Source organism: Achromobacter mucicolens, from assembly GCF_902859725.1.
Taxonomy (GTDB): domain Bacteria; phylum Pseudomonadota; class Gammaproteobacteria; order Burkholderiales; family Burkholderiaceae_B; genus Achromobacter; species Achromobacter mucicolens.
The window spans coordinates 126,545-142,657 of the sequence record NZ_CADIJP010000007.1 but is presented as its reverse complement, the minus strand read 5'-3'; the positions used below and the strand labels follow the sequence as shown (position 1 = coordinate 142,657).

The 16,113-nt window shown below is 68.2% G+C and carries 13 protein-coding genes; 7 read left to right on the top strand and 6 right to left on the bottom strand.

The features are described 5' to 3' along the window. The first annotated feature begins 142 nt into the window (after positions 1 to 142). Positions 143 to 946, top strand: coding sequence for an N-formylglutamate deformylase (gene hutG, locus HV786_RS10790; RefSeq protein ID WP_128828059.1), 804 nt, complete (start codon positions 143 to 145; stop codon positions 944 to 946). A gap of 31 nt (positions 947 to 977) precedes the next feature. Continuing rightward, the gene (locus tag HV786_RS10785; protein ID WP_175210818.1) at positions 978 to 1,991 is read left to right on the top strand and encodes a LysR family transcriptional regulator; all 1,014 of its coding nucleotides are present in this window, start codon (positions 978 to 980) and stop codon (positions 1,989 to 1,991) included. 9 nt (positions 1,992 to 2,000) lie between these two features. Here HV786_RS10785 and HV786_RS10780 read toward each other — a convergent pair whose 3' ends face one another. From HV786_RS10780 to HV786_RS10765, 4 genes are all read right to left on the bottom strand, one after another. Beyond that, a complete protein-coding gene (locus HV786_RS10780; protein WP_175210816.1) occupies positions 2,001 to 2,933 on the bottom strand; it encodes an electron transfer flavoprotein subunit alpha/FixB family protein in 933 nt (310 codons plus the stop codon). Next, entirely contained in the window at positions 2,933 to 3,682 is a 750-nt protein-coding gene (locus HV786_RS10775; protein WP_175210815.1) for an electron transfer flavoprotein subunit beta/FixA family protein, read from the bottom strand. The genes HV786_RS10780 and HV786_RS10775 overlap by 1 nt, the downstream gene beginning before the upstream one ends. 68 nt (positions 3,683 to 3,750) lie before the next feature. Beyond that, a complete protein-coding gene (locus HV786_RS10770; RefSeq protein WP_254599473.1) occupies positions 3,751 to 4,362 on the bottom strand; it encodes a HutD/Ves family protein in 612 nt (203 codons plus the stop codon). A 1-nt stretch (position 4,363) separates the two neighbouring features. Then, positions 4,364 to 5,551, bottom strand: a complete 1,188-nt coding sequence (locus tag HV786_RS10765) for an NAD(P)/FAD-dependent oxidoreductase (protein WP_128828058.1) — start codon at positions 5,549 to 5,551, stop codon at positions 4,364 to 4,366. Between the two features lie 311 nt (positions 5,552 to 5,862). Between HV786_RS10765 and HV786_RS10760 the strand changes: the two genes are divergently transcribed. The 3 genes from HV786_RS10760 to HV786_RS10750 are packed head-to-tail and all read left to right on the top strand — an operon-like array spanning position 5,863 to position 8,426. Beyond that, the gene (locus HV786_RS10760; RefSeq protein WP_175210811.1) at positions 5,863 to 6,861 is read left to right on the top strand and encodes an aliphatic sulfonate ABC transporter substrate-binding protein; all 999 of its coding nucleotides are present in this window, start codon (positions 5,863 to 5,865) and stop codon (positions 6,859 to 6,861) included. Positions 6,862 to 6,879: 18 nt separating this feature from the next. Continuing rightward, a complete protein-coding gene (locus HV786_RS10755) occupies positions 6,880 to 7,650 on the top strand; it encodes an ABC transporter permease (RefSeq protein WP_056316301.1) in 771 nt (256 codons plus the stop codon). Then, positions 7,638 to 8,426, top strand: a complete 789-nt coding sequence (locus HV786_RS10750) for an ABC transporter ATP-binding protein (RefSeq protein WP_056316298.1) — start codon at positions 7,638 to 7,640, stop codon at positions 8,424 to 8,426. Before HV786_RS10755 ends, HV786_RS10750 begins: the two co-directional genes overlap by 13 nt. A gap of 46 nt (positions 8,427 to 8,472) precedes the next feature. On the opposite strand, the gene HV786_RS10745 is transcribed toward HV786_RS10750, so the two are convergent. Then, the gene (locus tag HV786_RS10745) at positions 8,473 to 9,408 is read right to left on the bottom strand and encodes a LysR substrate-binding domain-containing protein (RefSeq protein ID WP_175210809.1); all 936 of its coding nucleotides are present in this window, start codon (positions 9,406 to 9,408) and stop codon (positions 8,473 to 8,475) included. A gap of 94 nt (positions 9,409 to 9,502) precedes the next feature. On the opposite strand from HV786_RS10745, the gene HV786_RS10740 reads away from it, so the two are divergent. Together HV786_RS10740 and HV786_RS10735 are read left to right on the top strand one after the other, a co-directional pair. After that, positions 9,503 to 13,099: an ABC transporter ATP-binding protein/permease gene (locus HV786_RS10740; RefSeq protein WP_175210801.1), complete on the top strand. Its 3,597-nt coding sequence runs from the start codon at positions 9,503 to 9,505 to the stop codon at positions 13,097 to 13,099. A gap of 357 nt (positions 13,100 to 13,456) precedes the next feature. Beyond that, positions 13,457 to 15,343 carry an ABC transporter ATP-binding protein gene (locus HV786_RS10735; RefSeq protein ID WP_175210799.1) on the top strand — a complete coding sequence of 629 codons (1,887 nt, stop codon included), beginning with the start codon at positions 13,457 to 13,459 and terminating at the stop codon, positions 15,341 to 15,343. Between the two features lie 137 nt (positions 15,344 to 15,480). Here the strand turns inward: HV786_RS10735 and HV786_RS10730 are convergent, their stop codons facing one another. Continuing rightward, positions 15,481 to 16,113 carry a LysE family translocator gene (locus HV786_RS10730; protein ID WP_056570579.1) on the bottom strand — a complete coding sequence of 211 codons (633 nt, stop codon included), beginning with the start codon at positions 16,111 to 16,113 and terminating at the stop codon, positions 15,481 to 15,483.

Sequence of the window (16,113 nt, the reverse complement as noted above, 5' to 3'; positions counted from 1 at the left end):
AGGCGTTCAGCATCGTCCTGGCTAATCATCAGCATCCATTAAACTGATGCAATTCCCGCGGCGGGCCGCGCTGCCTAGCATACAAGCGCCCGCCGCCCGCGGTTCTGCCGCGGCGCATTGCCATTGCCACCCGGAGTTTCTCTTGAGCGACATCTATCACTTCAGCCGCGGCACCGCCCCGCTGCTGATCTCCATTCCCCACCTCGGCAGCCAGATTCCCGAGGCGCAACAGCCGCAAATGACATCCGTCGCCCTGCAGTCGGGCGACACGGACTGGCACCTGGACACCCTGTACCAATTTGCCCAGGCGCTGGGCGCCTCCGTGCTGGGCGCGCGCTATTCGCGCTACGTGGTCGACCTGAACCGTCCGCCCAACGACGAAAGCCTGTATCCCGGGCAGACCAAGACCGGCCTGTGCCCCACCCAGGCGTTTCGCGGCGATGCCCTGTACCAGAACGAGGCCGTGCTGACCGACGCCGAACGCGCCCAGCGGCTGGAGGCGTACTGGAAGCCGTATCACGCCAAGCTACGCGAAGAGCTGGACCGCATCAAGGCCGAGCACGGCACGGTGCTGCTGTGGGAAGCCCACTCGATCGCCAGCGTCCTGCCCCGCCTGTTCGAAGGCAAGCTGCCGGACCTGAACATCGGCACGTCCGACGGCGCATCGTGCGCGCCCGATATCCTGGCCGCCGTGCAAGGCCGGCTGGACGCGTGCACCGACTACACCTGGGCCGTCAATGGCCGCTTCAAGGGTGGCTACATCACGCGCCACTACGGCGCCCCGGCGGACAACGTCCACGCCATCCAGCTCGAGATGTGCCAGTCCACCTACATGGACGAAACGTACCCGTACGGCTATCGCCCCGACCTGGCCGGCAAGGTCATTCCGGTGGTCGAAGGCATGGTGACTGCCGCGCTGCGCCAGACCACCGCGCGCCAACGCTAACCCCCGCCCTTCGCAGCCGGACGCCAACGCCATGACCCGCTTTTCGTTCAGCACCACGGAAAACTATCCGGAATGGAACCTGCTGCTGACCTGGGTGGCGGTGGTGGAGGCCGCGTCGGTGTCCGGCGCGGCGCGGCTGCTGGGGTTCTCGCAGGCGGCGGTGTCGCAGCGGATCAAGCAGCTTGAAGCCGCCATGGCGACCGAACTTCTGGACCGCAGCACCCGCCCGGCCCGGCCCACGCCGGCCGGCGAGCTGCTGTTCGAACACGCCGCGCGGCTGCTGGCGCAGGCCGGCGACATGACCGAAAGCGTGCGCAACCTTAGCCGGGCCAAGCGCAACATCGTGCGTTTCGGTTGCGTGGATTCCTTTGCGGGCACGTTGGGGCCCACGCTGATCCACGGCCTGTCCGGCGCGTCGCGGCAGATCCGGCTGTGGTCGGGCATTACGCCCGTGCTGGACAAGCAGCTGGAGGACCGGCAGCTGGACCTCGTCGTCACCACCAGCGCGTCGGCGGGCAAACCCAACATCCGCAAGTACAGCCTGTTCAGCGAGCCCTACGTGCTGATCGTTCCGCGCTCGATGAACATGGACCGGATCGATACGCTCAAGGAATTGGGCAAGCGCGCGCAGTTCATCCGCTACAGCGCGCGTTCGTTCATCGGCGCCGAGATCGACCGGCTGGTCGAGTCGCACGGCGTGACGATTGAACGCACCTACGAGTTCGACAACACCGATCCGCTGCTCAGCCTGGTCACGGCGAGCCTGGGTTTTGGCATCAGCACGCCGCTGTGCATCTGGCAGTCGCGCCACTTTCTGGATCAGTTGCGCGTGTTGCCGCTGGCGCCCTACCTGGGCGCGGCGCGGGCCGACGATCCCAGCCTGTCGCGCACGCTGTTCCTGGCCGCGCGCCAGCAGGAAGTGGGCAAGTTGCCCTTTGAAGCGCGCGACGTGATCCTGATGGCCATGGAACGCCTGATCCAGAAGGAACTTGCGCCGGCCCTGGGGCTGCCGCCGGCCACGCTGTGGCGCAGCCTGCGGCGTTGACGCCCCCGATTACGGCAGCGATGCCGTCAGCGCCGGCACGGCCTCGAACAGGTCGCCGACCAGCCCGTAGTCGGCCACGCCGAAGATCGGCGCATCGCCATCCTTGTTGATGGCCACGATGACCTTCGAGTCCTTCATGCCCGCCAGATGCTGGATGGCGCCCGAGATGCCGACCGCCACGTACAGCTCCGGCGCGACGATCTTGCCGGTCTGGCCGACCTGCCAGTCGTTCGGCGCGTAGCCCGCGTCCACCGCGGCGCGCGAGGCGCCCAGTGCGGCGCCCAGCTTTTCGGCCAAGGGATCCAGCAGCTTGAAGTTCTCGGCGCTGCCCAGGCCGCGTCCGCCCGAGACCACGGCGCGGGCGCCGCCCAGGTCGGGGCGTTCGGACACCGCGATCTCACGGCTGACGAATCGAGCCAACCCGCTTCCAGCAACGGCTTCGACCGTTTCCACCGTGGCGCTGCCGCCCTCGGCGGACGCGGGGTCGAAGGCCGTGGGCCGGATGGTGGCGACGATAACCGGATAACCGCTCTTGACCGTTGCGATGGCATTGCCGGCGTAGATGGGACGCTTGAACGTGTCTGGCGCCAGCACTTCAATGACATCCGAGATCTGCGCCACGTCCAGCAAGGCGGCGATGCGCGGCGCCACGCCCTTGCCCTGCGCCGTCGCGGGCAGGAACAGGTGCGAGTAGCCGGGGGCAAGCGCGACCGCCTGCGCGGCCTGGGTTTCGGGCAAGCCATCGGCAAGCTGCGGCGCCTGCGCCAGCAGCACCTTGTCCACCCCGGCAACGCGCGCGGCGGCGTCGGCCACGGGCTGCGCGTCCCCGCCCGCCACCAGCACATGGACGGGCATGCCCAGCCGGGTGGCCGCGGCGATGCTGTTGAGCGTGGCGCCGGTAAGCGCCCGATTGTCGTGTTCGGCAATAACAAGGACCGTCATCAGATCACCTTGGCTTCGTTCTTCAGTTTGTCGACCAGCGCGGCCACGTCCGCCACCTTGATGCCGGGCGCGCGCGCCGCGGGTTCCTCGACGCGCAGCGTCTGCAGGCGGGACACGGGATCCACGCCCAGCGCATCGGGCGTCTGGACATCCAGCGGCTTCTTCTTGGCCTTCATGATGTTGGGCAGCGTGACGTAGCGCGGCTCGTTCAGGCGCAGGTCCGCCGTGACGATCGCGGGCAGGGTCAGTTCCACCACTTCCAGCCCGCCGTCGACTTCGCGCGTGACGCGCGCCGTGCCGTCGCCGATGGCGATGGCGCTGGCATTGGTGGCCTGCGGCCAGCCCAGCAGGGCCGCCAGCATCTGGCCGGTCTGGCAGGCGTCGTCATCGATCGCCTGCTTGCCCAGGATCACCAGCGCGGGCGCTTCCTGCTGCACGACGGCACGCAGCAGCTTGGCCACTTCCAGCGGCTGCAGCGCGGCGTCCGTCTGCACCAGCACGCCGCGGTCGGCGCCGATGGCCATCGCGGTGCGCAGCGTCTCTTGCGACTGGGCCGTGCCGCAGGACACGGCCACGACCTCGGCGGCAGCGCCCTGCTCTTTCAGGCGCACGGCGGCCTCGACGGCGATTTCATCGAACGGGTTCATCGACATCTTGACGTTGCCGATGTCCACGCCGCTCTGGTCGGCCTTGACGCGTACGTTGACGTTGTAGTCAACCACGCGCTTGACCGCGGCAAGTACCTTCATGGAAACACTCCTGAGTGAAAGGAATCAACGGCCGTTACCGCGTCGGGGCGGAAACGGATGCAGCTTGTTCAGCCGGGGCTGGCAGCGGAGACGGCGATGGTGAGGATCACGGCGAATCCGGCGGCGGGGGTGGCAGGCAGCGGGTGGGTGTCTGGTGCGGGGACGCCCCGCCACAGCAGGTATTCGCCTGATTCCAGCTCCCCCGGAAAACCAACCTGACCGCCCGTCCCACCTGCTTGCGCGGCCACGATCAACTGCGTGACCGTGCGCCCGGCCATCACGCCGGGCAAGCCGCCCACGTCGCATCGGCCTGCCGCCACGCCCGCGCAAGTCACCGACGCCACCGCCTCGCCACGCCGGACAAAGAGGTTCAGCACGCGCACCGGCCCGCCGATCAACGTGGACTGCAGCACGGCATCGCCCCCGAACGGCGCGGGTTCGCGAGGCCGCAGCGCCACCAAAACCCCTTCCCCTTGCAGCGTCACGCCTTCCCCGGACAGCACCACCGACACGCGGTCGTAGCCGGGAAAGCGCGAGTACGGTCCATCGCGCTCGATATCGGCGATGCTGACGCGCCAGCGCCCGTCCGGGTCAGCTGCCAGCGTGCGCGTGACGCCGCCGCCGTTCTTCCAGGGCTCGGGCGGCAGCGCCAGCCAGCTGGCGCGCTGCGGCTCGGCCAACTCAGGACACCGCGCCAAGGCCGTACTTCCCGGTCAACAACGCGCCGCGCTGAAAGCGGCCAAGTTCATAAGGCGTGAGCGACACGTCGGTTGCCAGGCCCAGCGCCTCCTGCGCCAGCACGCGGCCCACGGTGGGCGACAGCTTGAAGCCGTGGCCCGAGAAGCCAAAGCCCACGATCAGGCCTTGCACGCCGGGCACGCGGCCCAGCACGGGATTCCAGTCGGGCGTCACGTCGTAGACGCCGGTCCAGGACGACGCCAATCCGGCCGCCTCGTAGGCCGGAAAGCGGTCGGCGACCTGCGCGCCGACTTCGGCCACGTAGTCCAGCGGAATGTCCCCTTGTTCGGCGTCGCTCTTTTGCAGCGCCTCGCCCACGATGCCCTCGCTCACCAGCATCTGGTTGCCGCCATAGCTGCGGCAGTACAGCATGCCCGGCGAAGCCAGGTCCTTGAAGACGGGCATCGAATACGTATAAGGCGCGGCGTCGCATTCCAGCGCCAGCACGGCGTGGCGCTCAGGCACCACGGGCATGGCAACGCCCGTCCAGCCGGCAAGCTCGGGCGTCCAGATGTTCTGCGTGCTGATGACCAATGGGGCGTGGTAGTCGCCTTCCGACGTGGAAACGCCCGTCACGCGGCCGTTGTCGATGAGCAAGCGCTGGACGTTGACGTTCTCGCGGATGGTGACGCCACGGCGGCGCGCCCCGCGCGCAAAGCTGGTGGCCACCAGGTACGCGTCGGCAAAGCCCGCTTCCGGCTCGTAGCCGATCAGCGCGGCATTGTCGAAAGACGCGATGGGCAGCAGTTCACGGGCCTGCGCGGCGTCCAGCAATTCCAGCGCGATGCCCTGCGCCTTTTGCTGCGCCAGCGCGCCGCGCAGCGGTTCCAGCTTGTCGTCGTCGGCGGCGGTGATCAGGTAGCCGCATTTGACCAGTCCGCAGGAGGCCTCGTCGTCGCCCAAGTAGCTGGCGAAATTGTTGAACACGCTCCAGGAGCGTTGGGCCAGCTCCACGTTCTCGCGCACGGAATAGTGCGTGCGCAGGATGCCGGACGACTGCGACGTGGTGCCCGCCCCGATGGTCTCGCGGTCCAGCACCAGCACGCTCTTCGCGCCGAGCTCGGCCAGGTGAAAGGCCACCGAACTGCCGATCACGCCGGCACCAATCACGATCACGTCATAACTTTTCACGACAAGGCTCCAAGGACAAGTGCCGCGAGTGTGGGCCCGGCCTTTCGGAGCCGCGGCAATATAAGCGCCGCGAATACTTAATAAAAGCGTTCTGGAAAAGCGCGCCGGGCGTCAGGCGGCTGCGCTGGCGGCGGCGCCCGCCTTTCCCTACCTGCCTGCGGCGCGCCGATTAAGCGCCGCTGATGTTGACCATCGCCGCTCCTTATATTCATGCCGCGGCCGGATGCTCGGGCGAAAGTCTCGTCTGCCGCACCCCAGAGTGCCGGCGACATGGAATCCATCGGTCAATCTACAGACAGTAGGGGAAAAATATGAACATGAATCGCCGCGCCATGCTGGTGCGTACCGCTGCGCTCGCGGGCGCCAGCGCCCTGGGCTTTCCGATGATCGGCCGCGCCGCGGGCGCGTCCTACACTTATGGCGGCTCCGCCTGGCTGGGCCATTACTCCGCCTACATCGCCATGAAGACGGGGCTGTTCGCCAAGCAGGGCCTGGACATCAAGTGGCAGAGCTTTGCCACGTCGTCCGACCGCATGAGCGCGGTGATGGCCGGCAACATCGATCTGGCGGGCACCGGCGTGGTGTCGTCGCTGGCGCTGATGGCCGCGGGCGCGCGCCAATTCCAGGTCATCGCGACCCCGAACAACTTCGGCCGCGCCGAGGGCGTGCTGGTGCGCGAGAACGTCAAGTCGGTGGCCGACCTGAAGGGCAAGAAGATCGGCGTCACCTACGCCTCCAGCGCCCACGTGCTGCTGCTGGACGTGCTGCGCCAGGCGGGTCTGAACCCCGACCGCGACGTGGCCATCATCAACCTGCCGGCCACCAACCTGTTGTCGGCCTACCAAGGCGGGCAGATCGACGCCGCCGTGGCGTGGACGCCGGCCTTTGACCGCATCAAGGCTGTGCCGGACACGCATGTCCTGCTGGACGACACGGCGTTCTCGCTCTACAAGCAGTACGCCATCACCCCGGGTCCGGACGTGCTGCTGACCCATGCCAAGCTGGGCAAGGAGAACCCCGAGGCCGTGCGCCAGTTCCTCACTGCGGTGTTCCAGGCCAATGCGATGCTGACGAACCAGCCCGAAGAGGCCGCGGGCGTGCTGCTGGAGCTGACGGGCCTGTCCAAGGACGAACAGCTTGCGGTCATCAAGCAGACGCAGTGGTATTCGGCCGAGGACCAGAAGGCCCTGATGATCGAGCCGGGCAACTTCGTGAACGGCATGCAGAAGCTGGCCGAAATGCTGGTGTCGCTCAAGCAGATCGACCGCGCGCCCGCCGTCAAGGACTGGGTCCAGTCCGCGTATCTCTGAACCCGGGACATTCTGCCTATGTCCGCACGTTCTTCTTCACGCGAAACACGCCTGCTCTGGGTCAGCGTGTTTTCGCTGCTCGGCTTTCTGTTGCTGTGGGAGGGGCTGTGCCGCGCCGGCGCGGTCGATCCCATTTTCCTGCCCGCGCCGTCCCAGGTCCTGGCGCGGGCGCTGTCCATGTCGGACCAAGGCACGCTGTTCTACAACGTGCTGGCTTCGACGCGGCGCGTCATGGTGGGCTTTCTGGCCGCCGTGATCGTCGCGATTCCCCTGGGCATTTTGCTGGGCACCTCGAAGGTGGCGCGCGCCGTCTTCGATCCCATCATCTCGTTCCTGCGTCCGCTGCCATCGATGAGCTGGATCCCGCTGTCGCTGCTGTGGTTCGGCATTACCGAAACGCAGAAGTACAGCATCGTCTTCATGGGTTCCTTCGTGCCCGCCCTGCTTTACGTGATGGAAGCCTCGCGCAGCATCGATCCGGTGCTGGTGCGCGCCGCGCGCAACCTGGGCGCCAACCGCTGGCAGGTCATGCGCGAGGTGCTGTTCCCGGGCTGTCTGCCGCAGATCCTGTCGGGCATGAAGATCATCCTCGGCCTGTCCTGGACCTGCGTGATCTCGGCCGAGCTCGTGGCGTCCAAAGAAGGCCTGGGGTTCATGATCATGAACGGCAAGGAATTCTTCCAGACCGACACGGTGGTGCTGGGCATGGTGCTGATCAGTTTCACCGTGCTGGTGACCGATCTGTGTTTGCGGCTTCTTGAACGGTGGGTGCTGGCATGGCAGCGATGAACGACACGATGATCCGGCTGACGGACGTCTCCAAGGCCTACGGCGACGTGCCGGTGCTGGACAAGGTGAATCTGGAGGTCAAGCGCGGGGAATTCCTGGTGCTGCTGGGCGCCTCGGGCTGCGGCAAGTCGACGCTGCTGAACCTGATGGCCGGCTTCATCACGCCCAACACCGGATCGGTGCAGATCAACGGCAGAGAGGTCACCGACGTGACCGCCGCGTGCGGCATGGTGTTCCAGCAGTACGCGTTGTTTCCGTGGCGCACGGTGCAGGAGAACGTGGAGTTCGGCCTGAAGATGCGGGGCATGTCCCGCCAGGAACGCGCGCCGATCGCCCGCCGCTTCATCGAGATGGTGGGACTGAAGCACGCGGCGGACAAGTATCCGCATGCGTTGTCGGGCGGGATGAAGCAGCGCGTGTCGATCGCGCGCGTGCTCGCCAACGACCCGGACGTGATGCTGTTCGACGAGCCCTTCGCCGCGCTGGACGCGATGACGCGGCAAGTGCTGCAGGATCAGCTGTTGTCGATCTACGAGCAGAGCGGCAAGACCATCGTCTTCATCACGCACTCCATCGACGAGGCGCTGACCCTGTCGACGCGCATGGCCGTCATGGGTTCCAAGCCCGGCCGCATCGTGCAGGACATCCAGAACGACCTGCCGCATCCGCGCAGCGCGGACGTGCAGTTGTCGCCCCGCTTCGTGGAACTGAAGCGCGCCATCTGGGAGCGCGTGCAGGAGGAGGTCACGCGCAGCATGGAGCTGGCGGCCGACTAGTGGCGGGGGGGCTCCGATGGGCGCCCCGCCCTTGCCCCGCGCCCTGCTACGCGCGGCGGCCTTCCTCGGCCAGGAACTCCACCAGCGCCGGCAACGAAGGATCCATCGGCCGGTTGGCATGGATGCGCATCACATAGCCCCACGAACCCGCCATGCGCAGGTGGGGCGTCAACGGCACCAGCCGGCCGCTTGCCAAGTCTTCGTCGATGAGCGGCGCCCGGCCCAGCGCGATGCCGACGCCTGCCGCCGCGGCGGCCACCACGGTGCTCAGGCCGCTCAACACCATCGGGTCCTGCCAGTCGTCCGGGGCCAGACCCAGCCTGGGACGCCAGGTTCGCCAGTCGGTCTCGGGGCTGTCGATGTGCTTTTCCTCCAGCCAGCGATGACGCAGGAACACGCGCGGATCGTTGCGCTCGGCCTCGGCCACCAGCGCCGGGCTGCACACCGGCACCACGGTCTCGGTCATGAGCGGGATGTCGCCCGGCGCGGCGATGTGCGGTCCCATCGCGCGCACGTGCAGGAAGGCCAGATCGATGTCCTGGGTCTTCCAGGCCGGATCCTGGCTGGCGTGCAGATACACCTGGATGTCGATGTCCGGATGCAGTTCGATGAACCGCCCGATGCGCGGCGCGAGCCATAGCGCGGCCAGCGAGGGGTTGGCGGACACGTTCAACGTATAGCGCCGCTTGCCGCGGGCGCTGGCCCGGACATTGCGGCAGGCTGTCTCCAATAGGGTCAAGGCCTGTTGTACGGATGCCAGCAGCGCGGCGCCCGCCTCGGTGGTCTCGGCGCGCCGCACGGTGCCGCCCCGGCGCAGCAGGGGCGCCCCCAGATCGGCCTCAAGCGCCCGCAACTGATGGCTGACGGCGCTTTTCGTGACGTTCAGCTCTGCGGCGGCGCGGCTCAGGCTGCCCAGGCGGGCCACGGCTTCGAAGGCGCGCAAGGCGGCCAGCGGCGGAGTGCGGGAGGAGGCGTCGGACATCGGTTGAGTTTATCTCAACCCTTGATTGAAAATTCATCGCTTTCGCATGCAGGCCGGATCGGGGACCATGCAGGCTCTGGATGGAGTAATGGCTATGTATTTCGATTCGAGGCTGTGGCGCCTGACCGAGGGTCTGCGCGCCGGCATGGCGGGCGGCATCTTTCTGGGCCTGCTGGCCCTGGCAGCCGGGATTGCACGCTACGTGTTCCTGGGCCAGCTGCTGGCCCGCGTGTTCGACGGTGCGCCGTGGCAGGACTGGGCAGCGCCCGCGCTGTGCGTGGCGGCCATGGTGCTGCTACGAGCGTTCCTGGACGACTGGCGCACGGTTCAGGCCAACCGCACGTCGGCCGCCATCCAGCACACGCTGCGCGCGCGGCTGTACGACCGCATCGTCGCGCTGGGGCCGGCATGGTTTGCCAACCAGCGCACCGGCGGCGTCATGCTAACCGTGGTGGACGGCGTCGAACAGTTGCAGACGTTCTTCGGACAGTACCTGCCGCAGGTCGCCATCGCCGCGGCCGCGCCGTTCGCGATCTTTGCCGTCATCGCCTTCTGGGACGTGCCGACCGCCCTGGTGTTTCTGGCCGCGGCGCTGTTCGCGCTGTTCGGGCCGATGGCGGTGCACATGCTGGACCGGCGCGCCAGCCTGGCGCGCAGCCGGTCGCTCAACGAATTTGGCGAAGAATTCCTGGACGCCGTGCAGGGCCTGCCCACGCTCAAGTCGTATGGCCAGGGCAAGGCCTGGGGCGAACGGCTGGCCGCCCGCGCGCGCAGCCTGTCGGACAACACCTTCTGGGTGCTGTCCGTCAGCCTGCTGACGCGCGGCATCAGCGATCTGGGCGTGGCGCTGGGCGCCGCGCTGGCGCTGACGCTGGGCGCATGGCGCGTCGCCGCCGGCGACATGAGCGTCGAGGCGCTCCTGATCGTGCTGATGGCCGGCACCGAGATCTTCCGGCCGCTGCGCGACCTGCGCGCGGTGCTGCACCGGGGCATGCTGGGCCAATCGGCCGCCGCCAGCATCCACGCGCTGATGGACGCCCAGCCGCTGACGCCCGCCCCGGACACCGCCGGGCGAGCGGACGCCGCCCGCCTGGCGCCCACCATCGAATTCGACGACGTGGCGTTTTCGTACACGCCCGAACGCGCCGCCCACCAGGGCCTGGCGTTTCGCATCGCCGCGGGCGAGCGCGTTGGCGTGGTCGGCCCCAGCGGCGCGGGCAAGTCCACCATCGTGCGGCTGCTGCTGCGCGAATGCGTGCCGCAAGGCGGCGTGGTGCGGGTCGGCGGACACGACATCAACACGCTGGACACGCAGTTCCTGCTGTCGCACTTTGCGCTGGTCAGCCAGGACATCACGCTGTTTCACGGCACCATCGACGACAACCTGCGGCTAGGCCGCCCGGACGCCACCCAGGACGAGGTGCGTGCGGCCGCGCGCGCTGCCAACATCGACGACTTCATCATGGCGCTGCCCGACGGCTACGCCACGCGCATCGGCGAACGCGGCCTGCAGTTGTCGGGCGGCCAGCGCCAGCGCGTGGCGATCGCCCGCGCCCTGCTGCGCGATGCGCCCATCCTGATCCTGGACGAGGCGCTGTCCTCGGTGGACACCGAGAACGAGGCGTTGATCCAGCAGGCGCTTGACCGTCTGATGGCCGGCCGCACGACGCTCATCCTGGCCCACCGCCTGGCCAGCGTGATCGGCGCCGACCGCATCCTGGTCCTGGACCAGGGCCGCGTGGCGGAATCGGGACCCCATGCCGCGCTGATGCGCCAAGGCGGGCTGTACCACCGGCTGATGCACGAACAGGCCGCCGCGCATCGGAATCCCGCCGCGGGCGCGCCGCCTGCCGCGCGGCCCGACACGGCGCGGGCGGCTGTCCCCGACGACGGCAACAGCCAGGGCCCTGCCCTGCGCCCGCTGGACGCCGACGCCGAACAGGTCGGCTGGCGCGCCACGCTGGGCACGCTGCTGTCGGTGGTGCGGCCGTGGCGCGGCACGCTGATTGCGACCATCCTGCTGGGCGTGGCGCGCGTGGCCGCCTTCATCGGCGTGGGCGTGTTCAGCGCCCTGATCGTGGCCGCCATCCGCGATGGCCGCGAGACCGGCGCGCTGGTCGCTGGCCTCTTGATCGCCGCGCCGCTGGCTGCCCTGTTCCACTGGCTGGAATCGTGGCTGGCGCACGCGATGGCCTATCAGCTGCTTGCCGACATGCGCGTCAAGCTCTACGACAAACTCGAACGGCTGGCGCCCGCCTATCTGCTGCAGCGCCGCTCCGGCGACCTGGTGGCGCTGGCGACTCAAGACGTGGAGATGGTGGAGTATTTCTACGCGCACACCATCGCGCCGGCCATCGTGTCGGTGCTGGTGCCGCTGTCCGTGCTGGGCTTTCTGGGGTTTTACAGCTGGCCGGTTGCGCTGGCGCTGCTGCCCTTCCTGGCCTACGCACTGCTGTCGCCGGTGCGCGGCCGCCAGCGCGTGGACGCCCTGGGCGACAAGGCGCGCCAGGCATTGGGCGAAATGAGCGCCCACACCACCGACACCATCCAGGGCCTGGCGGACCTGACGGCCTTCCAGGCCACCGGCCGGCGCCGCGACCAGTTCCTGAAGGTGGCGGACCACTACCGCGAGCGGCGTCTTGCCATTCTGCGCGACCTGTCGCGCCAGACCGCCTGGTTCGAAACCGCGATGGGCCTGGGCGGCCTTGCCGTGGCGGTCGTGGGCGCGTTGCAGGTGCAGGCGGGCGCGCTGTCCGCCGGCATGCTGCCCCTGCTGGTGCTGATTGCGCTGGCCACGTTCCTGCCGGTGTCTGAGATCTCGCAGGTCAGCCGGCAGCTGGCCGACACCATCGCCGCCACGCGCCGCCTGCACGTGGTGGCCAACGAACCCGAACCGGTCGTGGACGGCCCCCTGCCCGCGCCGGTGGCGGCCCACGGCCTGTCGCTCGCCTTCGATCGCGTCAGCTTTGCCTATCCCGGCAAGCGCCAGGACACCCTGCACGACCTCAGCTTCACCGTGCCCGCCGGCGCCACCGTGGCGGTCGTGGGCGCCTCGGGCGCCGGCAAGAGCACGGTGGCCAGTCTGCTGTTGCGCTTCTGGGACCCGCGCGAAGGCGCGGTCAAGCTGGACGGCGTGGACGTGCGCCAGCTCAGGCTCGACGGCCTGCGCGAGCGCGTGGCGCTGGTGACGCAGGACACTTACCTGTTCAACGACACGCTGGAAGGCAACATCCGGCTGGCCCGTCCCGAGGCCAGCCGCGAGGACCTGATGCGCGCGCTGGAACAGGCGGCGCTGGCTGACTTCGTCAAGCGCCTGCCCGAGGGCCTGGCCACACGCGTGGGCGAACGCGGCATGCAGTTGTCGGGCGGCCAGCGCCAACGCATCTCGATCGCCCGCGCCTTCCTGAAGAACGCGCCGGTGCTGATTCTGGACGAGGCCACCTCGCACCTGGACACGCTATCGGAAATGCAGGTGCGCGGCGCGCTGGACGTGCTGATGCGCCACCGCACGACGCTCGTGATTGCGCATCGCCTGTCCACCATCCGCGATGCCGATCTGATCCTGGTGCTGGACCGCGGCACGCTGGCCGAGTCTGGCACGCATGACCAGCTGCTGCGCAAGCAAGGCGTGTATGCGCGGCTGGCAAGCCATCAGGGCGGCTACGCGGCCGCGGCATCGCAGGCCGGCTAGCGCCGCGTTGAAAAAAACCGACAGCCCATTCCGTCCCTGCACACGGCCCGTTGATTCGCCTACATCACTTCGATAGAATCGGCAATTCGGGCCGTTGCCCATTCTTTTTTTCCCCCTCACCCACCGACAGGGAGGCTGCATGATGTACCCCATGCCGAACGCCGTCCCGCGCGTGTCCCCGCGACGCCATTAAGTCGTCGCCCGCGCGGCCCCGTCGCCAGTTCCGTATCTGGCGACCGGTCCGCCGTGCCTATCTGAACCCTTGAACGCAGTGGCCAGCGCCCAACAGGCGCCCGGCGTGTTTTCCCCTCTTTCCTTACAAGGAACCTGGCGCGTTCGTACCGCCAGACCATGGCAATGGCTAGAAAAAAAATCGACTTTCGAGGACAGGCCTTCAAGGATGTCCTGGGCTTTACCTTCCGCTATTGGGGCCGGCAACCCTTGCGCATCGTGGTCATCGTGGCGCTGGCCCTGCTGTCCGCCGTGGCCGACGTGCTGACGCCGATGTACGCCGGCCGTCTGGTCGACGCAGTGGCGTCGGGCGCGGCCGGCGACCAGCTTGCCTGGAATGCCGCCATCACGGCCTTCTGGCTGCTGGTCGCACTGGGCGTGGGCGGCACGCTGCTGCGCCAGGCCGTCTTCCAGAACATCATCACCTTCACCCTGAAGATGATGAACGGCATCGCCTCCAATGCGTTCTACCGCGTGCAGCGGTTTTCCACCGACTGGCACGCCAACAGCTTCGCCGGCTCAACGGTGCGCAAGATCACGCGCGGCATGTGGGCGGTGGACCTCTTGAACGACACGCTGCTGGTGGCGCTGCTGCCGTCGGTCGTCATGCTGGTGGGCGCCACCGCCCTCTTGGGCGCGCACTGGCCGCTGATGGGGCTGGTGGTGGGCCTGGGCTCGGTCCTGTACATCGCCGTCACCGCCACGCTGTCGCTGGCCTATGTGGCGCCCGCGGCGCGCCTGGGCAACGCCTGGGACACGCGCATGGGCGGCGCGCTGGCCGACGCCGTCAGCTGCAACGCCGTGGTCAAGGCCTTTGGGGCGGAGACGCGTGAGGAAGCGCGCCTTGACCGGGTCATCGACAAGTGGCGCCGCCGCACGCGCCGCACCTGGATCCGCGCCACGTTCAACGGCGGCATCCAGGGCGCGATGCTGGTGGCCATGCAGGCGTCCATCCTGGGCGCGTCGCTGCTGCTGTGGTCGCGCAACCAGGCCAGCGTGGGGGACATCACGTTCACGCTGACCATGTTCTTCGTGCTGCAGGGCTATCTGCGCGACGTCGGCATGCACATCCGCAACCTGCAGCGGTCGGTCAACGACATGGAGGAACTGGTGTCGCTGGAGAAGCAGCCGCTTGGCGTGGAAGACCGGCCGGGCGCGGGCGCCATCGCCGTGACGGCGGGCGAGATCCGCTTCGAGGACGTGACGTTCCGCTACGGATCGCACCACACCGCGCTGTACGACCGGTTCTCCGTGCGGATCGCGCCGGGCGAACGCGTGGGCCTGGTCGGCCATTCGGGTTCCGGCAAGACCACGTTCATCAAGCTGATCCAGCGCCTGTATGACGTGAACGGCGGGCGCATCACCATCGACGGGCAGGATATCGCCCAGGTAAAACAGGCGTCGCTGCGCAGCCAGATCGCTATCGTGCAGCAGGAACCCGTGCTGTTTCACCGGACGCTGGCGGAGAACATCGCCTACGCGCGGCCCGGCGCGTCGCAGGCCGACATCGAACAGGCGGCCCGGCTGGCCAGCGCGCATGATTTCATCATGGCGCTGCCCAAGGGCTACGACACGCTGGTGGGCGAACGCGGCGTCAAGCTGTCCGGCGGCGAACGCCAGCGCGTGGCCATTGCGCGCGCATTCCTGGCCGACGCGCCCATCCTGATCCTGGACGAAGCCACGTCCAGCCTGGACAGCGAAAGCGAGGTGCTGATCCAGCGCGCGATGGACCGCCTGATGGAAGGCCGCACGACCCTGGTCGTGGCGCACCGCCTGTCGACGGTCCGCGCCCTGGACCGCCTGCTGGTGATGGACCATGGCCGCGTCATCGAGGAAGGCAGCCACGACGCGCTGATCCGCCTGAAGGGGGGCCTGTACCGGCGGCTCTTCGAGCGCCAGGCGTTGGAACTGACCAAGGGCCTGGATCCGGCGGAACTGCTGGAAGACGGCGCCGTCCCGCGACCCGCCAAGACCGACGAAGTCGACGCAGCTTCGTTCGCCTTCGGCAAGTAACGCTGGCGCGGTGCGAAGCAACAAGGCCCGGCGCAATTGCGCGCCGGGCCTTTCTTGTTGGCGGTTCACCGCATTGGGCTGGTGTCTGCCGATCCCCTCCCCCCCGGTGTCATACACCTGGCAAGTTGCCGCGCCCGTCAGCCCGGGCGGTTGGCGAATGTCAGGCGCAGGCCGAAGCCGATCAGCGCGGTGCCGAAGACCAGGCCCTGAATCTTCTGCGCACGCGGACTTGCCGACATCCAGCGGCCTACCGCGCCGCCCGCCAGCGCGCACAGCACGTCGAACGTCAGGCCCAAACCGACGAGGATGACGCCCAGCACGGCGAACTGCTGGCCGATCGGGCCGCGCTCGGGGGACACGAACTGAGGCAGGAGCACCGAGCAGAACAGCAGCGCCTTGGGGTTGAGCACGTTGGTGAGCACCCCGCTCATCAGCGCGGGTCCCCAGCCCGCATGCCGCGGCGCGACCTCGCCGTTCAAGGGCGGAATCGCCAGCGGCGCGCGCAGCAGACGGATCCCCAGCCACACCAGATAGCAACCGCCCACCGTGCGCGCCGCGTCGAACGCCCACGGGTGGGTCTTGAACAAGGCCGCCAGACCCAGCGCAGCCAGCGTCACGTGCGCCGCGCGTGCGATCGCCAAGCCCGCCGCCACCGCCAGCGCCTGCCCGCGGCCGCGCAGCAGACCGGTTTCCAACAGCAGGATCATGTCCGGCCCGGGCACCACATACACGATCAGCAGGGCCCCGAGAAACAATGCCATATCGGCCAT